Source organism: Escherichia sp. MOD1-EC5495, assembly GCF_002965965.1.
Taxonomy (GTDB): Bacteria; Pseudomonadota; Gammaproteobacteria; order Enterobacterales; family Enterobacteriaceae; genus Escherichia; species Escherichia ruysiae.
Genome location: NZ_PTRI01000008.1, coordinates 130,853 through 148,745, shown reverse-complemented (window position 1 = coordinate 148,745; position 17,893 = coordinate 130,853). Strand labels below are relative to the sequence as shown.

General features: G+C 52.5%; 17 protein-coding genes. 9 read left to right on the top strand and 8 right to left on the bottom strand.

The window, feature by feature from the left end:
* The first annotated feature begins 6 nt into the window (after positions 1-6).
* From moaB to BEG40_RS08590, 6 genes are all read left to right on the top strand, one after another.
* Positions 7-519, top strand: coding sequence for a molybdenum cofactor biosynthesis protein B (moaB, locus tag BEG40_RS08615; RefSeq protein WP_000084634.1), 513 nt, complete (start codon positions 7-9; stop codon positions 517-519).
* Between the two features lie 2 nt (positions 520-521).
* Entirely contained in the window at positions 522-1,007 is a 486-nt protein-coding gene (gene moaC / locus BEG40_RS08610; protein WP_000080888.1) for a cyclic pyranopterin monophosphate synthase MoaC, read from the top strand.
* The gene (gene moaD / locus BEG40_RS08605; RefSeq protein ID WP_000598607.1) at positions 1,000-1,245 is read left to right on the top strand and encodes a molybdopterin synthase sulfur carrier subunit; all 246 of its coding nucleotides are present in this window, start codon (positions 1,000-1,002) and stop codon (positions 1,243-1,245) included. The genes moaC and moaD overlap by 8 nt, the downstream gene beginning before the upstream one ends.
* A 1-nt stretch (position 1,246) precedes the next feature.
* Complete coding sequence (gene moaE, locus BEG40_RS08600; RefSeq protein ID WP_000852287.1) at positions 1,247-1,699, top strand: molybdopterin synthase catalytic subunit MoaE; 453 nt, start codon at positions 1,247-1,249, stop codon at positions 1,697-1,699.
* A 135-nt stretch (positions 1,700-1,834) separates the two neighbouring features.
* Positions 1,835-2,539, top strand: a complete 705-nt coding sequence (locus tag BEG40_RS08595) for a Bax inhibitor-1/YccA family protein (protein WP_000373623.1) — start codon at positions 1,835-1,837, stop codon at positions 2,537-2,539.
* Positions 2,540-2,853: 314 nt separating this feature from the next.
* Entirely contained in the window at positions 2,854-4,515 is a 1,662-nt protein-coding gene (locus BEG40_RS08590) for a phosphoethanolamine transferase (protein WP_105285236.1), read from the top strand.
* A 219-nt stretch (positions 4,516-4,734) separates the two neighbouring features.
* On the opposite strand, the gene BEG40_RS08585 is transcribed toward BEG40_RS08590, so the two are convergent.
* From BEG40_RS08585 to BEG40_RS08575, 3 genes are read right to left on the bottom strand one after another with little or no spacing between them, the layout of a single operon-like run.
* Entirely contained in the window at positions 4,735-5,691 is a 957-nt protein-coding gene (locus BEG40_RS08585) for a lysylphosphatidylglycerol synthase domain-containing protein (protein WP_105285235.1), read from the bottom strand.
* A complete protein-coding gene (clsB, locus tag BEG40_RS08580) occupies positions 5,691-6,932 on the bottom strand; it encodes a cardiolipin synthase ClsB (protein ID WP_000650352.1) in 1,242 nt (413 codons plus the stop codon). Before clsB ends, BEG40_RS08585 begins: the two co-directional genes overlap by 1 nt.
* Positions 6,929-7,690, bottom strand: a complete 762-nt coding sequence (locus BEG40_RS08575) for an endonuclease/exonuclease/phosphatase family protein (RefSeq protein ID WP_001113360.1) — start codon at positions 7,688-7,690, stop codon at positions 6,929-6,931. Before BEG40_RS08575 ends, clsB begins: the two co-directional genes overlap by 4 nt.
* Positions 7,691-7,822: 132 nt before the next feature.
* Here BEG40_RS08575 and BEG40_RS08570 point away from each other — a divergent pair, with 132 nt between their 5' ends.
* A complete protein-coding gene (locus BEG40_RS08570; protein WP_000871987.1) occupies positions 7,823-8,233 on the top strand; it encodes a YbhQ family protein in 411 nt (136 codons plus the stop codon).
* On the opposite strand, the gene BEG40_RS08565 is transcribed toward BEG40_RS08570, so the two are convergent.
* From BEG40_RS08565 to cecR, 5 genes are read right to left on the bottom strand one after another with little or no spacing between them, the layout of a single operon-like run.
* Entirely contained in the window at positions 8,195-9,301 is a 1,107-nt protein-coding gene (locus BEG40_RS08565; protein ID WP_000469029.1) for an ABC transporter permease, read from the bottom strand. The two genes, BEG40_RS08570 and BEG40_RS08565, sit on opposite strands and share 39 nt — an antisense overlap.
* A gap of 10 nt (positions 9,302-9,311) precedes the next feature.
* Positions 9,312-10,445, bottom strand: coding sequence for an ABC transporter permease (locus BEG40_RS08560; RefSeq protein WP_000070112.1), 1,134 nt, complete (start codon positions 10,443-10,445; stop codon positions 9,312-9,314).
* Positions 10,438-12,174: an ATP-binding cassette domain-containing protein gene (locus BEG40_RS08555; RefSeq protein WP_105285234.1), complete on the bottom strand. Its 1,737-nt coding sequence runs from the start codon at positions 12,172-12,174 to the stop codon at positions 10,438-10,440. The genes BEG40_RS08560 and BEG40_RS08555 overlap by 8 nt, the downstream gene beginning before the upstream one ends.
* Positions 12,167-13,162 carry a secretion protein HlyD gene (gene hlyD, locus BEG40_RS08550; protein WP_016159031.1) on the bottom strand — a complete coding sequence of 332 codons (996 nt, stop codon included), beginning with the start codon at positions 13,160-13,162 and terminating at the stop codon, positions 12,167-12,169. Before hlyD ends, BEG40_RS08555 begins: the two co-directional genes overlap by 8 nt.
* Positions 13,163-13,164: 2 nt before the next feature.
* A complete protein-coding gene (gene cecR / locus BEG40_RS08545; RefSeq protein WP_010351229.1) occupies positions 13,165-13,836 on the bottom strand; it encodes a DNA-binding transcriptional regulator CecR in 672 nt (223 codons plus the stop codon).
* A 228-nt stretch (positions 13,837-14,064) separates the two neighbouring features.
* On the opposite strand from cecR, the gene rhlE reads away from it, so the two are divergent.
* Positions 14,065-15,429, top strand: coding sequence for an ATP-dependent RNA helicase RhlE (gene rhlE, locus BEG40_RS08540; RefSeq protein ID WP_016159029.1), 1,365 nt, complete (start codon positions 14,065-14,067; stop codon positions 15,427-15,429).
* Positions 15,430-15,741: 312 nt separating this feature from the next.
* Complete coding sequence (dinG, locus tag BEG40_RS08535) at positions 15,742-17,892, top strand: ATP-dependent DNA helicase DinG (protein ID WP_105285233.1); 2,151 nt, start codon at positions 15,742-15,744, stop codon at positions 17,890-17,892.
* Position 17,893: the final 1 nt, after the last annotated feature.

Genomic DNA, 17,893 nt, shown 5'->3' with positions numbered 1-17,893 from the left:
GATCAGATGAGTCAGGTAAGCACTGAATTTATCCCGACCCGTATTGCTATTCTTACGGTTTCTAATCGTCGCGGTGAAGAAGACGATACCTCCGGTCACTATCTGCGCGACTCGGCGCAGGAAGCAGGCCATCACGTTGTCGATAAAGCCATAGTCAAAGAAAATCGCTACGCCATCCGTGCCCAGGTATCTGCGTGGATCGCCAGCGACGATGTGCAAGTGGTGCTGATTACAGGTGGTACTGGCCTGACGGAAGGCGATCAGGCGCCAGAAGCACTGCTGCCGCTGTTCGATCGTGAAGTCGAAGGCTTCGGCGAAGTGTTCCGTATGCTGTCGTTCGAAGAGATTGGCACCGCAACGCTGCAATCTCGTGCGGTGGCGGGTGTTGCTAACAAGACACTGATTTTCGCCATGCCCGGTTCAACCAAAGCGTGCCGCACCGCCTGGGAAAATATCATTGCCCCGCAGCTGGATGCCCGTACGCGTCCGTGCAATTTCCATCCACATTTGAAGAAATAAGTATGTCGCAACTGACCCATATCAACGCCGCTGGCGAAGCGCACATGGTGGATGTCTCCGCCAAAGCGGAAACTGTACGTGAAGCGCGCGCCGAAGCCTTTGTCACCATGCGCAGTGAGACGCTGGCGATGATCATTGATGGTCGCCACCACAAAGGCGACGTATTTGCCACTGCGCGCATTGCCGGTATTCAGGCGGCAAAACGCACCTGGGATTTGATCCCGCTCTGTCATCCGCTGATGCTCAGCAAAGTTGAAGTCAATTTACAGGCCGAGCCGGAACATAATCGGGTACGAATTGAAACGCTTTGTCGTCTGACCGGCAAAACTGGTGTCGAAATGGAAGCATTAACCGCAGCCTCTGTGGCGGCGCTGACCATTTATGACATGTGCAAAGCGGTGCAAAAAGATATGGTGATTGGCTCGGTACGTTTGCTGGCGAAGAGCGGCGGCAAGTCGGGTGATTTTAAGGTGGAAGCGGATGATTAAAGTTCTTTTTTTCGCCCAGGTGCGTGAGTTGGTGGGAACAGATGCAACCGAAGTGGCTGCGGATTTCCCAAACGTAGAAGCATTGCGCCAACACCTGGCAGCGCAGAGCGATCGTTGGGCGCTGGCGCTGGAAGATGGCAAATTACTGGCCGCCGTCAACCAGACGCTGGTGAGTTTTGACCATCCGCTGACTGACGGCGACGAAGTGGCTTTTTTCCCGCCGGTAACCGGAGGTTAAGATGGCAGAAACCAAAATTGTTGTCGGCCCGCAGCCGTTCAGTGTAGGGGAAGAGTACCCGTGGCTGGCGGAGCGTGACGAAGATGGTGCAGTGGTCACGTTTACCGGTAAGGTGCGCAACCATAACCTGGGCGACAGTGTAAAAGCATTAACCCTCGAACACTATCCGGGGATGACGGAAAAGGCACTGGCTGAAATCGTGGATGAGGCGCGTAACCGTTGGCCGCTGGGACGCGTCACGGTGATTCATCGCATTGGCGAATTATGGCCGGGCGATGAAATCGTTTTTGTCGGCGTCACCAGCGCACACCGTAGCAGCGCGTTTGAAGCCGGGCAGTTTATTATGGATTATCTGAAAACCCGCGCACCGTTCTGGAAGCGCGAAGCCACGCCGGAAGGTGATCGCTGGGTCGAAGCCAGGGAGAGCGATCAGCAGGCGGCGAAACGCTGGTAGTTTTTTGTTGGCCGGATAAGGCACCGCTGCATCCGGCAATTTCACCGCTCTGGACATGCGTTTACGCTGCCTCGATGCACACCCTCATCATTTGCAGTATCCTTTAGATATTCCTTATATCTTCAGGAGAAAGTCATGGACAGATTCCCACGTTCAGATTCAATCGTACAACCCCGTGCTGGCTTGCAAACCTATATGGCGCAGGTCTATGGCTGGATGACAGTTGGCCTGTTGCTGACCGCATTTGTTGCCTGGTATGCGGCTAATTCTGCCGCCGTTATGGAGCTGCTATTCACTAACCGGGTCTTCTTAATCGGTTTAATAATCGCGCAATTAGCTCTGGTTATCGTGTTATCAGCGATGATTCAAAAACTCAGCGCGGGCGTAACGACGATGCTCTTTATGCTTTATTCGGCGCTAACGGGCTTAACGCTCTCCAGTATTTTCATTGTCTACACTGCCGCCTCTATTGCCAGTACCTTCGTTGTCACCGCCGGGATGTTTGGCGCGATGAGTCTGTATGGTTACACCACGAAACGCGATTTAAGTGGCTTCGGCAATATGCTATTTATGGCATTAATCGGTATTGTCATCGCCTCGCTGGTGAACTTCTGGCTGAAAAGCGAAGCATTGATGTGGGCAGTCACCTACATCGGCGTGATTGTCTTTGTTGGACTGACGGCGTATGACACTCAGAAACTGAAAAATATGGGTGAACAGATTGATACCCGCGACACGTCGAACCTGCGTAAATATTCCATTCTTGGCGCATTAACGTTGTATCTGGACTTCATCAACCTGTTCCTGATGTTGCTGCGGATCTTTGGCAATCGCCGTTAAACGCATTTCTTATAAAATCCCGGAATGACACCGGGATTTTTTTTGTCTATTCGATAATAAGTATATATTTAAAAAATAGGCATAAAGATATAATTCATATTGATTATATCTTTATATCTATGCATGTGATGCATTTTTATAAATCTGGTATACCTAAAAGAAAATAGAGTACAATCCTACGGTTTTATTAATGGCTGGTGATATTCATCTGTTAAATAAATGCTTGCGGGTAAAAATCAATCATCTGCTGATAATATATCTCAATGGGATTAATTTTTAAATATATATTCATATAATAAATGAATTGGGGTTCTATGTCTTTCGTATTACCATCGATAACGGCTTATCCACGGCAGTCAAAAAAATACATTTTCATCGCATTGCTACTTGTATCCGTATTATTCCAGCTTTGGCCTGTTTATTTTTTACAGCCATTGAGGGTTATCCTGCGCGTCGGTATCTGCAACTTGCTAATCATCCTGTGTTTGACAGGGTGTTATCGATTATTTGTTGGAAAAATAGCAGCATTGGGTGTATCACTGTTATTGACCATTAACTTTATGGTCGCGCTTTGTACATGGCAAATTTATCAAAGTGAATTTAATATTATCTTTGCGATGAGTATCATGGAAACCCACTGGTCTGAAGTGAAAACAATGTCGGGGTTATATCTATCCTGGATGCCAGTATGTGCTGTTTATTTCTTGCTGACTTATTTTTCTATACACACGGGCGTTAAGTGTGTGTCTACTAAAGTTCAATGTGCATCACTGGTGATACTATTAATATTTATCTCATGGTTTAGCTACAATCAATGGAGTAAACAGAAAAAAGATGGTCTTGGAGGATACTCTCCATTAAGCTCCAGGGTGTTAAGATTTACACCATTTTATACTGCTGCCGATTTTATTATTGCTTATCGAGATATTTCTTTTGCCAGAGAAATAAAACAAATTGATGTGGATTTACCGGGATTGATTGCTAAAGAAACAGATATTGAAAATTATGTTATTATCGTAGGGGAGTCAGTACGGCGCAGTAATATGAGTTTGTATGGCTTTGGCATCAATACCACGCCTGTACAAAATGAGATTGGACCACAGGCGCTTATCTTTGATAATGCGGTTTCCCCAGCGGCGGCAACAGTAACTTCTGTTCCGATGATCCTCAGTAAAGCGACAACAGAAAGTTTTACCGCTGCGGACTTATCAAATAATGTTATTGCCGTAGCTAATAAAGTGGGGTATCAGACTACCTGGTTAAGTACCGTGGGTATGTCCGGGAAGCATAATAACTATATTACGCTCATTGGTCGTTCCAGTCATAATACACATTGGGTAAGCGAGGAATACGATGATAGCCTTCTTCCGTTGTTGGATGAAGCATTAAAAGTCAAGGGTAAGAAATTAATACTGCTACATGGTAATGGTAGCCATGAAATTGCCTGTACACGCTACCCTGAATGGGCAGATAAAATTAAAACAGGGGATAAATACGAGGATTGCTACAACAACTCCATACAATTTACCGATTACATCATTGGTGAAATCATGAAACGACTGGAGGGAAGTAAATCCTCATTACTCTATTTTTCTGACCACGGTCTGGAGAAAAACCCCAATATTCCATCGTATTATATGCACGCCGCAGATACTCCCAGTAAAGAAGCCTACGATGTACCGCAATTTATCTGGTATAGCCAGGCTGCTATCGCCAGTCAACCGCGTAAACTTGGACACATTCAAGAAGTTTATTCATTGCTTAATAACTATGCGATGATTCTTGACTGGCTGGGCATCTCTACCCACGAAGAGCATTGCAATTCGCCATTATCTCAGTGTTATCGTCCGGACTCCTCTGTTCCAGTAACGGATGGCACCCGCGCTAAAATATTTGAATATAAAGATCTGCGAGACACCTTCACATCACCGAAGAAAAAGGTTTCTTATCGCGAAGCCAGTCCGAATCCGCTGTGATTTATGCTAAGAGGACATCGCCAGATGTCCCCTCATTGTTATTAAGGAAACAATAAACATTAGTCTGGCGTAAAACATACTTTGTGACAGGACTGTAGCGTATCAGAATGCAGGAACGCACTAGTTGTGTAGGGCGGATAAGGCGTTCACGCCGCATCCGCCATGAACAAATAGCACGTTGCTAACAATCTGCACAAACCAAAAGAACTTAACTGAGCTTCACATCGCCGCTTCATTTTTCGCCCGTAGTTTCTTCGCCTGGGTTTCCAGCAGCAGGTAACAGATCAGCGCCAGCAGCAGCGGGATAAAGTAGTACAGGACACGATAAGCGAGCAGGGCGGCGATAATCGTTCCTTTTGATGTATGTTCCCCTGCCAGTAGCGCGATAAACACCGCTTCCAGTACGCCAATACCCGCTGGAATATGCACAATGACGCCGGCAATACTGCTAACCAGCAACACGCCCAGTACAAAGAAATAGTTCACGTTTTGACCAAGTAACAGCCAGATAATCGCTCCCATAACCATCCAGTTAACGCTAGAAATCAGCATCTGGGCGAGGGCGAATTTCCATGAAGGTAGCACCAGCTTTTGCCCTTTGATGGTCATATGACGGTGTTTAGCGAAGGCGCAAAACCATAAATAGACTGCAACTATCAGCAGCAAACCAATGCCGAGAATACGCAGCGTGGTTTGATCGATATACCAGTGATCCGGCAGTTCCACCACGCCCACGGTAAAAATAATCCCGGCGAGCAAAATATAGCCCAGCCAGTTGGTGGTAATACTCAGCGAGAAAATCCGTGTAATAGTGCTACCCGGTAATCCCAGGCGGGAGTAAAGACGATAACGCATACCAATGCCGCCGACCCAGGTACTGAGCGTCAGGTTGAAGGCGTAGCAGATAAATGACACCAGCATCACCTGGCGCTTCGCCAGTTTATGACCGCAGTAGAAGCGGGCTAGCAGGTCATAACAGCCGTAAATCAGATAGCTGACGACCACCAGCCCAACCGCACTGAGCAGTGCAACGCGATTGTAGTCGCGGATGACCTTCCAGACCTCTTCCCAGTCTACCTTTTTGGCGTAGAGCACCAGCAACACAATCACCGCGATAAAAAACAGCCAGGTGAGGATCTTCTTTGCCCGGCGCCAGCGTGGATGCGATTTACTCATCAGGGTTTTACCCCCGTGTTTTCTGTTTCTACCCGATCCTGAGTTTCCATTGCCGGCTGCGCGGGCGGATCAACTTGCGCCAGACGTGGCGTATGCGCCGGAAGCCAGCCCACCAGCGCCGGGAAATGGCGTAGAAAGTGGAATGCCAGCACGCTTTTAGTCAGGTTCCACCAGGTGCGTTTTGGCAGCATGGTTTCATCTACCTGCTGGCAGTCAGCGGCGATGATGCCATTCAGATTGTCGCGTAACGTCTGGTTAAAATTACGATCGTGGATGATAACGTTTGCTTCAAGATTCAGCGACAAACTGAGCGGATCGAGATTACTGGAGCCCACCGTCGCCCAGTGATCGTCCATCAATGCCACTTTGCCGTGGAGCGGGCGGCGGCGATATTCAAATACCTGAACGCCGCCTTTAACCAGATAGTTATACAGCAAACGCGCGCCGACTCTGACAATAGGCATATCCGGTTCACCCTGAATGATCAGTTTGATCCGCACCCCACGCCGTGCCGCTTTACGCAAGGCGTGTAAAAATCGATAGCCGGGGAAGAAGTAGGCGTTGGCGATAATCACTTCTCGCCGCGCCTGAGTGAGCATTTTCAGATAGTGGCGTTCAATATCGCTGCGATGTTCTTCGTTATCGCGCCAGACCAGCAATACCTGCGCTTCTCCCGGCTGGCGGTTCTCTTCCGCCTTGTGATGACGTCGCCACCAGCGCCGTGCCGCGCTTTGTCCGGGCAGGTTTTCCAGTTCAAATTGCAGAATATCTTCCACAATTGGCCCCTCCAGGCGCACCGCGTAATCCTGTTTGGCCTCTGGACCGTAGCTGGACATATGCTCGGCGGAGTAATTCAGCCCGCCAATAAAGGCGATGCGAGCGTCGATCACCACAATTTTGCGATGCATCCGGCGAAACACATTGGTGCGCATACCGAACAGGCGAGGGCGGGGATCGTAATAACGAAACACCACGCCAGCCGCCGTCAGTTCATTGACAAACTCATCGCTGAGATCCGGCGAACCGTAGCCATCCAGCAAGACTTCCGCTTTAACCCCGCGTCGTGCAGCGTCCAGCAATGCTGCGTGTAATTGTTTACCGACGTCATCCTCGAACCAGATAAACGTTTCAAGAATAATGCGTTCTTGCGCCTCACCAATCGCTTTAAATACAGCGGGATAATATTGCTCGCCGTTCTCCAGCAACTGGATCTTATTGCCTTCGCGCCAGCTACATTTCATAAATGAATCTCCGCACTCAAAGGGGCATGATCAGAAAGATGTCGCCAGGTGCGCAGCGGTAGCGAGGTTGGCGCGCTGGCGCTGGCGTTTTTGACATAGATCCTGTCCAGACGTAGTAGAGGAAATTGCACCGGAAACGTGCGCGCCGGGCGTCCGTGGGCGCGAGTAAATATCTCATCCAGCCCGGCCTGTACTTTTAAGGGATGATTGGCTTTTTGCCGCCAGTCGTTGAAATCACCCGCCACTAAAACGGGTTCGTCGGGAGGAAGCTGGTTTACCCATTCGGCGAGCATCGCAAGCTGCGCCTGACGGTGCGCCTCACGCAGGCCAAGATGCACGCACATCACATGAATCGCTTTCCCGGTCACCGGCGGCACAATGCGGCAGTAGAGCACGCCGCGCTTTTCCGCCCCATCGACAGAAACATCGCGATTTTCATAATGTTCAATGGGATAGCGCGACAGTACGGCGTTGCCGTGATGTCCTTCCGGGTATACGGCATTGCGGCCGTAGGCAAAATCGCTCCACATAGTGTCGGCGAGAAACTCGTAGTGCGAGGTATCGGGCCAGTTTTCCACATGCAGTGGATGAACTTCGTGCGCGCCCATCACTTCCTGCAGGCAAACTATATCGGCGCTGACGGTGCGCACGGCGTCGCGAAGTTCCGGCAAAATGAAGCGTCGGTTAAACGCTGTAAAGCCTTTGTGAATATTGATGGTGAGTACCTTGAACGAAAATTGTTGTGTTTGATCGGGCATAATTTTCCTGTCTTTGCCTCTTATCTCATTGAAATAGTGTAGTCGGCGTCACAAAAAGGTGCGGTCTTACGGAATTTTCCGTAAAGTTCGGTACTCTGAGTTAGTAGAGATAAATTCTTCAGGAGAGAAGCCATGAAGTGGCAACAACGTGTTCGTGTCGCAACTGGCCTAAGTTGCTGGCAGATTATGTTGCATTTACTGGTAGTGGCGCTGCTGGTGGTGGGCTGGATGAGTAAAACTCTGGTTCACGTCGGCGTGGGATTGTGCGTGCTGTATTGTGTAACGGTAGTGATGATGCTGGTGTTTCAGCGCCACCCCGAACAACGCTGGCGCGAGGTGGCAGACGTACTGGAAGAGCTGACCACCACCTGGTATTTTGGCGCGGCGCTGATTGTGCTGTGGCTGTTGTCCCGCGTACTGGAAAACAACTATTTGCTGGCAATTGCAGGGCTGGCGATCCTTGCCGGCCCGGCGGTGGTGTCGTTACTGGCGAAAGATAAAAAGTTACATCACCTTGCGTCTAAACATCGCGTACGCCGCTGATCCTGTCGTGGCCGTTATCACCAGTAGCGGCCACAAACTGTTCCACACAATATCCAGACTCGCATCCTTCAAATAAATCTGCTTGGTAATGTCCGTAAAGTGGCGGATAGGGTTAATCCACGTCAGGTTTTGCAGCCACACCGGCATGTTCTCTACCGGCGAAACGTAACCGGAAAGCAGAATGGCGGGCATCATAAAGACGAATACGCCGATAAACGCCTGCTGTTGCGTTGCACAGAGTGATGAAATCAGCAGACCGAATCCCACCAGTGACAAACCGTAAATCACCATCGTGAAATAGAACAGCGCCAGCGATCCGGCGAAGGGGATTTGATACGCCCAGATACCAATCGCCAGCACAATGGTGGCCTGGAACGTGGCGACAATTAACGCCGGTACGGCTTTACCGATGAATATCTGCCAGGTGGTGAGGGGCGAAACCAGTAGCTGATCGAGCGTTCCCTGTTCGCGTTCGCGGGCGACAGAAAGTGAAGTGACGATCATCACGCCGATAGTGGTGATCATGGCGATCAACGATGGCACCACAAACCATTTGTAGTCGAGGTTTGGGTTATACCAGTTGCGTACCACCAGTTCGCTGTTGTTGGGCTTCGGCTTTCCTTCCAGCAGCTCCTGCTGATAGTTTTTGACGATCTGTTGCAGGTAGTTGGCGGCGATTTGCGCACTGTTGGAGTTACGCCCGTCGAGAATTAACTGCAACGGCGCGGTCTGGAACGTATCCAGTTTGCGTGAGAAGTCTGCCGGGAAACGCACCAGCAGTAGCGCCTTTTGCGTGTCGATGGTTGGGCGGATCTCCTGCGGACTTTTCAGCAGCAGTACGTGGGTAAAGGCGCTGGCGCGGGCAAAACGCTGGGTCAGCTCCACCGAATGCTCGCCGTTATCTTCATCGTAGATAGCGATGGTGGCGTTGGTCACTTCCAGCGTGGCGGCAAACGGGAACAGGATCACCTGAATAAGCACGGGTAAAATCAGAATCGCCCGCGTTTGCGGTTCGCGCAGCAGCGACTGCAATTCTTTGCGGATTAACGTCCATAAGCGATGAAACATGCTCTTCTCCCTAATCCAGCCGACGTTTGGTTTTCAGCCACGTCAGGCCGATAAACATCACCGCCGAAGCGATCAAAAACAGCACATTCACCACCAGCACCACCGGAATATTCCCGGCGAGGAACAGGCTTTGCAGGGTGCTGACGAAATAACGTGCGGGAATAATGTACGTCACCGCGCGGATCACCGCTGGCATACTGTCGATCTGAAAAATAAAGCCAGAAAGCATAATCGACGGCAGGAAAGCGGCGTTCAGTGCTACCTGAGCGGCGTTGAACTGGTTGCGGGTAATCGTAGAAATCAGCAGCCCCATCCCCAGGGTACTGAGCAAAAACAGACTGGTGATAAAAAACAGGATCAGCAGCGAACCGCGATAGGGCACGCCGAGAATAAACACCGACACCAGCATACAGAGCAGCATCGCCAGCATACCGAGGAAGTAATAGGGGATCAGCTTACACAGCAGCAGTTCCGTGCGGGTAATCTCCGTAGAGAGCAAAGCCTCCATAGTGCCGCGCTCCCACTCCCGCGCTACCACCAGCGAGGTGAGGATCGCGCCGATAACCGTCATGATAATGGTTACCGCACCGGGGATAATAAAGTGCTGGCTTATCGCCGCCGGGTTAAACCAGTAGCGTGTCTGGACGTCGATAAGTGGTTCAAAAGTCTGCCCATTGTCCTCTGCCCGCTGCATTTGCCAGATCTGCCAGATCCCTTCGACATAACCCTGCACAAAGTTGGCGGTATTCGGCTCGCTGCCGTCGGTGATCACCTGAATCGGTGCGGTGGCGTTGGCGCGCTCCATCTGTTCGGCAAAATCCACCGGAATCACCACCAGACCGCGAATTTTCCCCGCCTGCATTTTGGCGATCAGTTCCTGACGGTTATCGCTGATGGTGGCGTCAATATAGGGCGAGCCGGTCATAGTGTGGGTGAAATCCAGCGCCGCTTCGCTACGCTGCTCCAGCAAAATCCCGACCCGCAGCTTGCTGGAGTCGAGGTTAATGCCGTAACCAAAAATAAACAGCAGCAACAGCGGGATCACCACCGCAATCAGCCAGCTACTTGGATCGCGAATGATCTGCCGCGTCTCTTTGACGCACAGCGCCCGCACACGACGCCAGGAAAGGATCGGGTTACTCATTGCCATGCTCCTTATCCCAGTTGTGGATCAATTGAATAAAGGCTTGCTCCATAGTGGGATCGGGTTGCTCATCGTTAGCCGACTGCGCTTTCAAATCGTCCGGCGTGCCGCTGGCAATCAGCTTCCCGCGATACACCAGGCCGATGCGGTCGCAATATTCCGCTTCATCCATAAAGTGGGTGGTAACCATCACCGTAACGCCTTTCTCTACCATGCTGTTGATATGCAGCCAGAACTCGCGGCGGGTGAGGGGATCGACGCCGGAGGTCGGTTCATCAAGAAACAGAATGTCCGGTTCATGCATCAGCGAGCAGGCCAGCGCCAGCCGCTGTTTAAAACCCAACGGCAGTTCATCGGTGGCATGTGAGGCGATACTTTTCAGGCCGAACGCCTCGCTCATACGGGAGATTTTTTCGTTCTGCGCCCGACCGCGTAAACCATACACACCAGAAAAAAAGCGTAAATTCTGTTCGACCGTCAGGTTGCCGTAGAGCGAAAATTTTTGTGCCATATAGCCGAGATGCTGGCGCGCTTTACCGGAACTCTCTTTCAGATCCATCCCCAGCACCAGCGCCTGACCAGAGGTCGGCACCAGCAAGCCACACATCATCTTAAAGGTGGTTGATTTCCCCGCGCCGTTTGGCCCGAGCAAACCAAAGATTTCACCGCGTTTGACGGCAAAATTCACATGATCGGTGGCGGCAAAATCACCAAATTTCTTGGTCAGCTCTTTCGCTTCGATCACCGTCTCGCCGGGTGTGCCTTCTACCGTATGTAATATTGCGCCCAGCGGCGATTCCGAGGTTCCGGCACCGCCTAGCAAATCAATAAACGCATCTTCAAAACGCGGCGTAGTTTCGTTGATGTTGATTTCCGGCATCCCGTCAGCGCGGCGAATATCGTCTGGTGTGGCCTCTTTTTTGAGGATCAGGCGCACGGATTTCCCCTGAATCATGCCGTCGCTGACCTGCGGCAGTTTCAATGCCCGTTGCAGCAATTTGCGGTTGCCCTCGTGCGGGCTGGTCATCAGAAAACTGCGTCCGGCCATGGTTTGTGTCAGGGCTTTTGGTTCTCCCTGATACAGCAACTCGCCTTCGTTCATCAGTAACACGTCACGGCACTGCTCGGCTTCGTCGAGATACGAGGTGCTCCAGAGGATTAACATCCCTTCGCCCGCCAGCTCATGCACCATCTGCCACAGTTCGCGCCGTGAGATAGGGTCAACGCCGACGCCGGGTTCATCGAGCAGTAACACTTTCGGCGCGCCCACCAGGGTACAGGCCAGCCCGAGTTTTTGCTTCATCCCGCCAGAGAGCTTGCCCGCCAGGCGTCCGGTAAACGGGCCAAGAGACGTAAACTCCAGCAGGCGAGCAAAAGTCTGCTTCCGCGCTTCACCGGTGACGCTGCGCAAATCCGCGTACAGATTGAGGTTCTCCATCACCGTGAGATCTTCATACAGACCGAATTTCTGCGGCATATAGCCAAGCACTGCGTGCAGCGCAGCGTCGTTTTTGATCGGATCAAAGCCAATCACCGTGGCACTGCCGCTGTCGGGTTTCAGTAATCCCGCCAGCATCCGCATCAGCGTGGTTTTGCCCGCACCGTCCGGCCCCACCAGCCCCGTCACATAACCAGCGTGAATGGTGCAGTCGAGCGGCGCGACGGCGGGCTTATCCATGCCCGGAAAGCGTTTTTCCAGGCCGTTCAGCGTGATAACGGCATCATTCATGTCCTGCCTCGTCACCGAATTGCACCGTCACTGGCATACCCTGGCGTAACGCATCATCGGCGTCGGTCACCACAATACGCAGGCGATAGACGAGGTCGGTACGCAGATCCGGCGTTTCGACGGTTTTCGGGGTAAATTCAGCAGTCGGCGAAACGAAACCAATCTGCCCGTGATAGGGCTTGTCCGGGCGACCATCGGTATAGAGCAGCACTTTGCGTCCCGGCTGCGCCTGGTCAAGATTACGTTCATCAACATAAGCGCGCACCCACACCGGACGCGTCAGCGAGACGGTAAACACCGTGCCGCCTTCATTGAGCACCGTGCCAGGCTCTACTGCACGGGTTAACAGCGTGCCGTCAGACGGTGCGACCAGCGTCGAATCCTGCAAATTCAGCTCCGCCTGCGCCAGTTGCGCCTGCGCCTGTTCGAGGCTGGCTTTCGCCTGGGCGATGTCCTGTTCGCGGTTACCGGAACGGTACTGACGCAATTTATCCTGAGCTGATTTCAGCGTTGCCTGCGCCTGGTCGCGCGAGGAGCGAGCATTTTCCAGGTCATTTGCCGAAATGGTGCGGCTTTTCCACAACCCTTGCTGGCGGTTATAGAAGTTCTGCGCATAGTCATATGCGGCTTGCGCCTGTTTCACGGCGGCGGCCGCCTGAGCGATTTCTTCATCGCGATACCCGGCAAGCATCAGGTCATACTGCGCCTGCGCCACTGAAACGCCCGCTTTCGCCTGCATCAGGGCAATCTCATACGGCTTATGATCCAGTTCGCCCAGCACCTGGCCCGCTTTGATCGCATCACCTTCGTCTACCGCCAGCGACTCAACGCGACCACCGACACGGAAGCTCAGATTCACCGTACGAATATCCACGTTGCCATACAGCGTCAGGCCGTTATCCTGGCGGCTTTGATACCACCAGTAGCCTCCGGCAACCACGGCGGCAAGCACCACTACCGCCAGTCCAGTCACGACAGTTTTTTTCATCACTACAAACTCCTTTGCGATAATCCTTGCAAAATCAGGTCGATATGACAGGTCACCGTCTGGTTGATCAGTTCGGTCTTTTCTTCATCGAACGCGCTCCAGCCGGTGCGTAACAGAATCGTTTCTTTACCAAGACGAAACGCCAGAATCTCGCCAAGTAATGCATGGGTATGGAGGATCATGCGGGTATCGTTGGCATCACAACCGGTCCAGGCGGCGATCAGACGCGTAAGATGGCTGTGTAGCGGGCTAATCACCTGTTCATGCACCAGATGGTAGGCCGCCGTAGGAGAGAGCTGCTCACGGGAGATAAACTTGCTGAGGTTGACAGTGTCATCCTGGGTGAGCAGTTGAATCATGTTCCTGCAGGCGCGAAGGATCAGTTCGCGGATGGCTGCGCGATCCGGCTGTGGTTGCGCGAATAAGCGTTCGGCTTCCTCGGCGTGCGGACGGAACTGCTCGCCAATAAAATCGGCAATCCATTGGGCGCAGGCGAGGTATAAATCTTCTTTCGAACCGAAGTAATAGGTAATAGCAGCGATATTCTGCCCGGCCTGGGCGGCGATATCGCGGGTGGTGGCGTTCATTCCATACTCACCAAACTGCGCCAGTGCAGCGGCAATCAGCTGCTTTTTCGCCTGTTCACCTTTGGTTGTCATGGCAGGACTATTCATAGCACAGCCCATTCTTAATCAAATGATTGATTAAGATTATGACTCATTTTTCGCGTTGTCCAGTATGGCTAAGAATTTGAGCAACGCCAGTCACAGGGATAATTTATGCGCTGCGTCACAAAAACTGCTACACTCCGCTCCCTCATGACATTGTGGTTTTTGTCATTTTCCTTTTCAGTATCTCCCTGAAAACTACACCGGTAACGGTCGGGGCGGTTCGGAGTAGTTATGTCTTTCGATTCTTTGGGTTTAAGCCCTGATATCCTGCGCGCCGTTGCCGAGCAAGGTTACCGTGAACCCACCCCTATTCAGCAGCAGGCGATCCCTGCGGTGCTGGAAGGCCGCGACCTGATGGCCAGTGCCCAGACCGGCACGGGCAAAACAGCGGGCTTTACGTTACCGCTGTTGCAACACCTGATTTCCCGCGAGCCGCACGCCAAAGGGCGTCGTCCGGTACGCGCGTTGATCCTCACCCCGACCCGCGAACTGGCGGCGCAGATTGGTGAAAACGTCCGTGATTACAGCAAATACCTGAACATTCGTTCGCTGGTGGTGTTTGGTGGCGTCAGCATTAACCCGCAGATGATGAAGCTGCGTGGCGGTGTTGATGTGCTGGTGGCAACGCCGGGGCGTTTGCTGGATCTGGAACACCAGAACGCGGTGAAACTGGATCAGATAGAGATCCTCGTCCTTGATGAAGCTGACCGTATGCTCGATATGGGCTTTATCCACGATATTCGTCGTGTGTTAACAAAACTGCCCGCGAAGCGCCAGAACCTGCTGTTCTCCGCGACTTTCTCTGACGAGATTAAAGCTCTGGCAGAAAAACTGCTGCATAACCCGCTGGAAATCGAAGTGGCACGCCGCAATACCGCCTCTGAGCAAGTGACCCAGCACGTTCACTTTGTCGATAAGAAACGCAAACGGGAATTGCTGTCACACATGATTGGTAAAGGCAACTGGCAGCAGGTGCTGGTGTTTACACGTACCAAACATGGTGCTAACCATCTGGCTGAACAATTAAATAAAGATGGCATTCGCAGTGCGGCGATCCACGGTAATAAATCGCAAGGTGCGCGTACCCGTGCGCTGGCCGATTTTAAATCGGGTGATATTCGCGTGCTGGTGGCGACCGATATCGCCGCGCGTGGCCTGGATATCGAAGAGTTGCCACACGTCGTCAACTATGAGCTGCCAAACGTACCGGAAGATTATGTCCACCGTATCGGGCGTACCGGTCGTGCCGCCGCCACCGGCGAAGCGTTATCGCTGGTGTGTGTTGATGAACACAAACTGCTGCGTGATATCGAAAAACTGCTGAAAAAAGAGATCCCACGCATTGCGATTCCGGGCTATGAGCCGGACCCGTCAATCAAAGCCGAACCGATCCAGAATGGTCGCCAGCAACGCAGTGGCGGCGGTCGTGGGCAGGGTGGTGGTCGCGCTCAACAGCAGCCACGCCGCGCTGAAGGTGGTGCGAAGTCTGGTAACGCGAAACCCGCAGAAAAACCGTCTCGTCGTCTCGGCGATGCCAAACCGGCAGGCGAACAACAACGTCGCCGCCGTCCGCGTAAACCTGCCGCTGCGCAGTAATCTTTTATGCCGGGCTATGCCCGGCAGCAGACTGATGACAAAGTCCCAAAAGTGCCTGGACAGTCCCCTCGCCCCTTCGGGGAGAGGGTTAGGGTGAGGGGAACAAACCCGCACTGGCGTGATTATTTACCCTCACCCCGACCCTCTCCCTAAAAGGGCGAGGGGGGACAATGATGTTTCTCCCGATGCGGGAAATCCCCACATCCGGAAAACGTCTTTGCGAGCCGCTTTCCAGAAACAGAAAAACCATTACCCCTGAAAACCGAAAAATGCCACAATATTGGCTGTTTATACAGTATTTCAGGTTTTCTCATGGCATTAACCGCCGCGCTTAAAGCGCAAATTGCCGCCTGGTATAAGGCGCTTCAGGAACAGATCCCCGACTTTATTCCCCGTGCGCCGCAGCGGCAGATGATTGCGGACGTCGCCAAAACGCTGGCCGGAGAAGAAGGGCGGCATCTGGCGATTGAAGCGCCCACCGGCGTTGGGAAAACGCTCTCCTATTTGATCCCCGGCATTGCGATTGCCCGCGAAGAGCAAAAAACGCTGGTGGTCAGTACCGCCAACGTGGCATTGCAGGATCAGATCTACAGCAAAGATTTACCTTTGTTGAAAAAGATCATTCCCGATCTTAAATTCACCGCCGCTTTCGGGCGTGGGCGCTACGTTTGCCCGCGTAACCTGACGGCGCTTGCCAGCACTGAACCCACGCAACAGGATCTGCTCGCTTTTCTTGACGACGAACTGACGCCTAATAATCAGGAAGAGCAAAAACGCTGTGCAAAGCTGAAGGGCGATCTCGACACTTATAAATGGGATGGCCTGCGCGATCATACGGATATTGCTATTGATGACGATCTCTGGCGACGGCTGAGTACCGACAAAGCCAGCTGCCTCAACCGCAACTGTTACTACTACCGCGAATGCCCGTTTTTTGTTGCCCGTCGGGAGATTCAGGAAGCAGAAGTGGTGGTGGCAAACCATGCGCTGGTTATGGCGGCGATGGAAAGCGAAGCTGTATTGCCAGACCCGAAAAACTTGCTGCTGGTGCTGGATGAAGGGCATCACCTGCCGGACGTGGCGCGGGATGCGCTGGAGATGAGCGCCGAAATCACCGCGCCCTGGTATCGGCTCCAACTGGACTTGTTCACGAAACTGGTCGCCACCTGCATGGAGCAGTTTCGCCCGAAGACGATCCCACCGCTGGCAATCCCTGAACGTTTGAATGCGCATTGTGAAGAGTTGTATGAGCTTATCGCCTCTTTAAACAACATTCTCAATCTCTATATGCCTGCCGGGCAGGAGGCTGAGCACCGGTTTGCGATGGGCGAACTGCCTGATGAAGTGCTGGAGATCTGCCAGCGGCTGGCGAAACTGACCGAGATGTTGCGTGGCCTGGCAGAACTGTTCCTCAACGATTTAAGCGAGAAAACCGGCAGCCACGATATTGTGCGTCTGCATCGGTTGATTTTGCAGATGAACCGCGCGCTGGGGATGTTTGAGGCGCAAAGCAAACTCTGGCGGCTGGCCTCGCTGGCGCAATCTTCCGGTGCGCCAGTGACCAAATGGGCGACGCGGGAAGAGCGTGACGGGCAGCTACATCTCTGGTTTCACTGCGTGGGGATCCGCGTCAGCGATCAGCTGGAAAGGCTGCTGTGGCGCAGCATTCCGCACATTATTGTCACTTCCGCGACCTTGCGTTCGCTGAACAGTTTTTCGCGTTTGCAGGAGATGAGCGGGCTGAAAGAGAAAGCAGGCGACCGCTTTGTGGCGCTGGATTCACCGTTCAACCACTGCGAGCAGGGCAAAATTGTTATTCCCCGGATGCGCTTTGAGCCTTCCATCGACAGCGAAGAGCAGCACATTGCTGAAATGGCGGCCTTTTTCCGTGAGCAGGTGGAGAGCAAAAAGCATCTCGGCATGTTGGTGCTGTTTGCCAGCGGACGGGCGATGCAGCGGTTTCTCGACTATGTGACGGATTTACGTCTGATGCTGTTAGTGCAGGGCGATCAGCCGCGCTACCGCTTAGTTGAACTGCATCGCAAACGCGTCGCTAACGGTGAGCGCAGCGTGCTGGTGGGCTTACAGTCATTCGCCGAAGGCCTTGATCTGAAAGGCGATCTGCTCAGCCAGGTGCATATCCATAAAATCGCCTTTCCGCCTATCGACAGTCCGGTGGTGATCACCGAAGGCGAATGGCTAAAAAGTCTTAATCGCTACCCGTTTGAGGTGCAAAGCCTGCCGAGTGCTTCGTTTAATCTGATTCAGCAAGTTGGGCGTCTTATTCGAAGCCACAGTTGCTGGGGCGAAGTGGTTATCTACGACAAACGCTTGTTGACCAAAAATTATGGCAAGCGACTACTGGATGCATTACCGGTATTTCCAATAGAGCAACCGGAAGTCCCTGAAGGTATAGTTAAAAAGAAAGAAAAAGCGAAATCCCCACGCCGTCGGCGGCGTTAAT

Bases quoted from the DNA above. Each gene is read 5' to 3' on its own strand.
- hlyD (WP_016159031.1), bottom strand. From the start codon at position 13,162: ATGAAAAAAACTGTCGTGACTGGACTGGCGGTAGTGGTGCTTGCCGCC.
- BEG40_RS08590 (WP_105285236.1), top strand. From the start codon at position 2,854: ATGTCTTTCGTATTACCATCGATAACGGCTTATCCACGGCAGTCAAAA.
- BEG40_RS08555 (WP_105285234.1), bottom strand. From the start codon at position 12,174: ATGAATGATGCCGTTATCACGCTGAACGGCCTGGAAAAACGCTTTCCG.
- clsB (WP_000650352.1), bottom strand. From the start codon at position 6,932: ATGAAATGTAGCTGGCGCGAAGGCAATAAGATCCAGTTGCTGGAGAAC.
- BEG40_RS08585 (WP_105285235.1), bottom strand. From the start codon at position 5,691: ATGAGTAAATCGCATCCACGCTGGCGCCGGGCAAAGAAGATCCTCACC.
- BEG40_RS08565 (WP_000469029.1), bottom strand. From the start codon at position 9,301: ATGTTTCATCGCTTATGGACGTTAATCCGCAAAGAATTGCAGTCGCTG.
- moaC (WP_000080888.1), top strand. From the start codon at position 522: ATGTCGCAACTGACCCATATCAACGCCGCTGGCGAAGCGCACATGGTG.
- BEG40_RS08570 (WP_000871987.1), top strand. From the start codon at position 7,823: ATGAAGTGGCAACAACGTGTTCGTGTCGCAACTGGCCTAAGTTGCTGG.
- BEG40_RS08595 (WP_000373623.1), top strand. From the start codon at position 1,835: ATGGACAGATTCCCACGTTCAGATTCAATCGTACAACCCCGTGCTGGC.
- cecR (WP_010351229.1), bottom strand. From the start codon at position 13,836: ATGAATAGTCCTGCCATGACAACCAAAGGTGAACAGGCGAAAAAGCAG.
- moaB (WP_000084634.1), top strand. From the start codon at position 7: ATGAGTCAGGTAAGCACTGAATTTATCCCGACCCGTATTGCTATTCTT.
- moaE (WP_000852287.1), top strand. From the start codon at position 1,247: ATGGCAGAAACCAAAATTGTTGTCGGCCCGCAGCCGTTCAGTGTAGGG.
- BEG40_RS08575 (WP_001113360.1), bottom strand. From the start codon at position 7,690: ATGCCCGATCAAACACAACAATTTTCGTTCAAGGTACTCACCATCAAT.
- dinG (WP_105285233.1), top strand. From the start codon at position 15,742: ATGGCATTAACCGCCGCGCTTAAAGCGCAAATTGCCGCCTGGTATAAG.
- rhlE (WP_016159029.1), top strand. From the start codon at position 14,065: ATGTCTTTCGATTCTTTGGGTTTAAGCCCTGATATCCTGCGCGCCGTT.
- BEG40_RS08560 (WP_000070112.1), bottom strand. From the start codon at position 10,445: ATGAGTAACCCGATCCTTTCCTGGCGTCGTGTGCGGGCGCTGTGCGTC.
- moaD (WP_000598607.1), top strand. From the start codon at position 1,000: ATGATTAAAGTTCTTTTTTTCGCCCAGGTGCGTGAGTTGGTGGGAACA.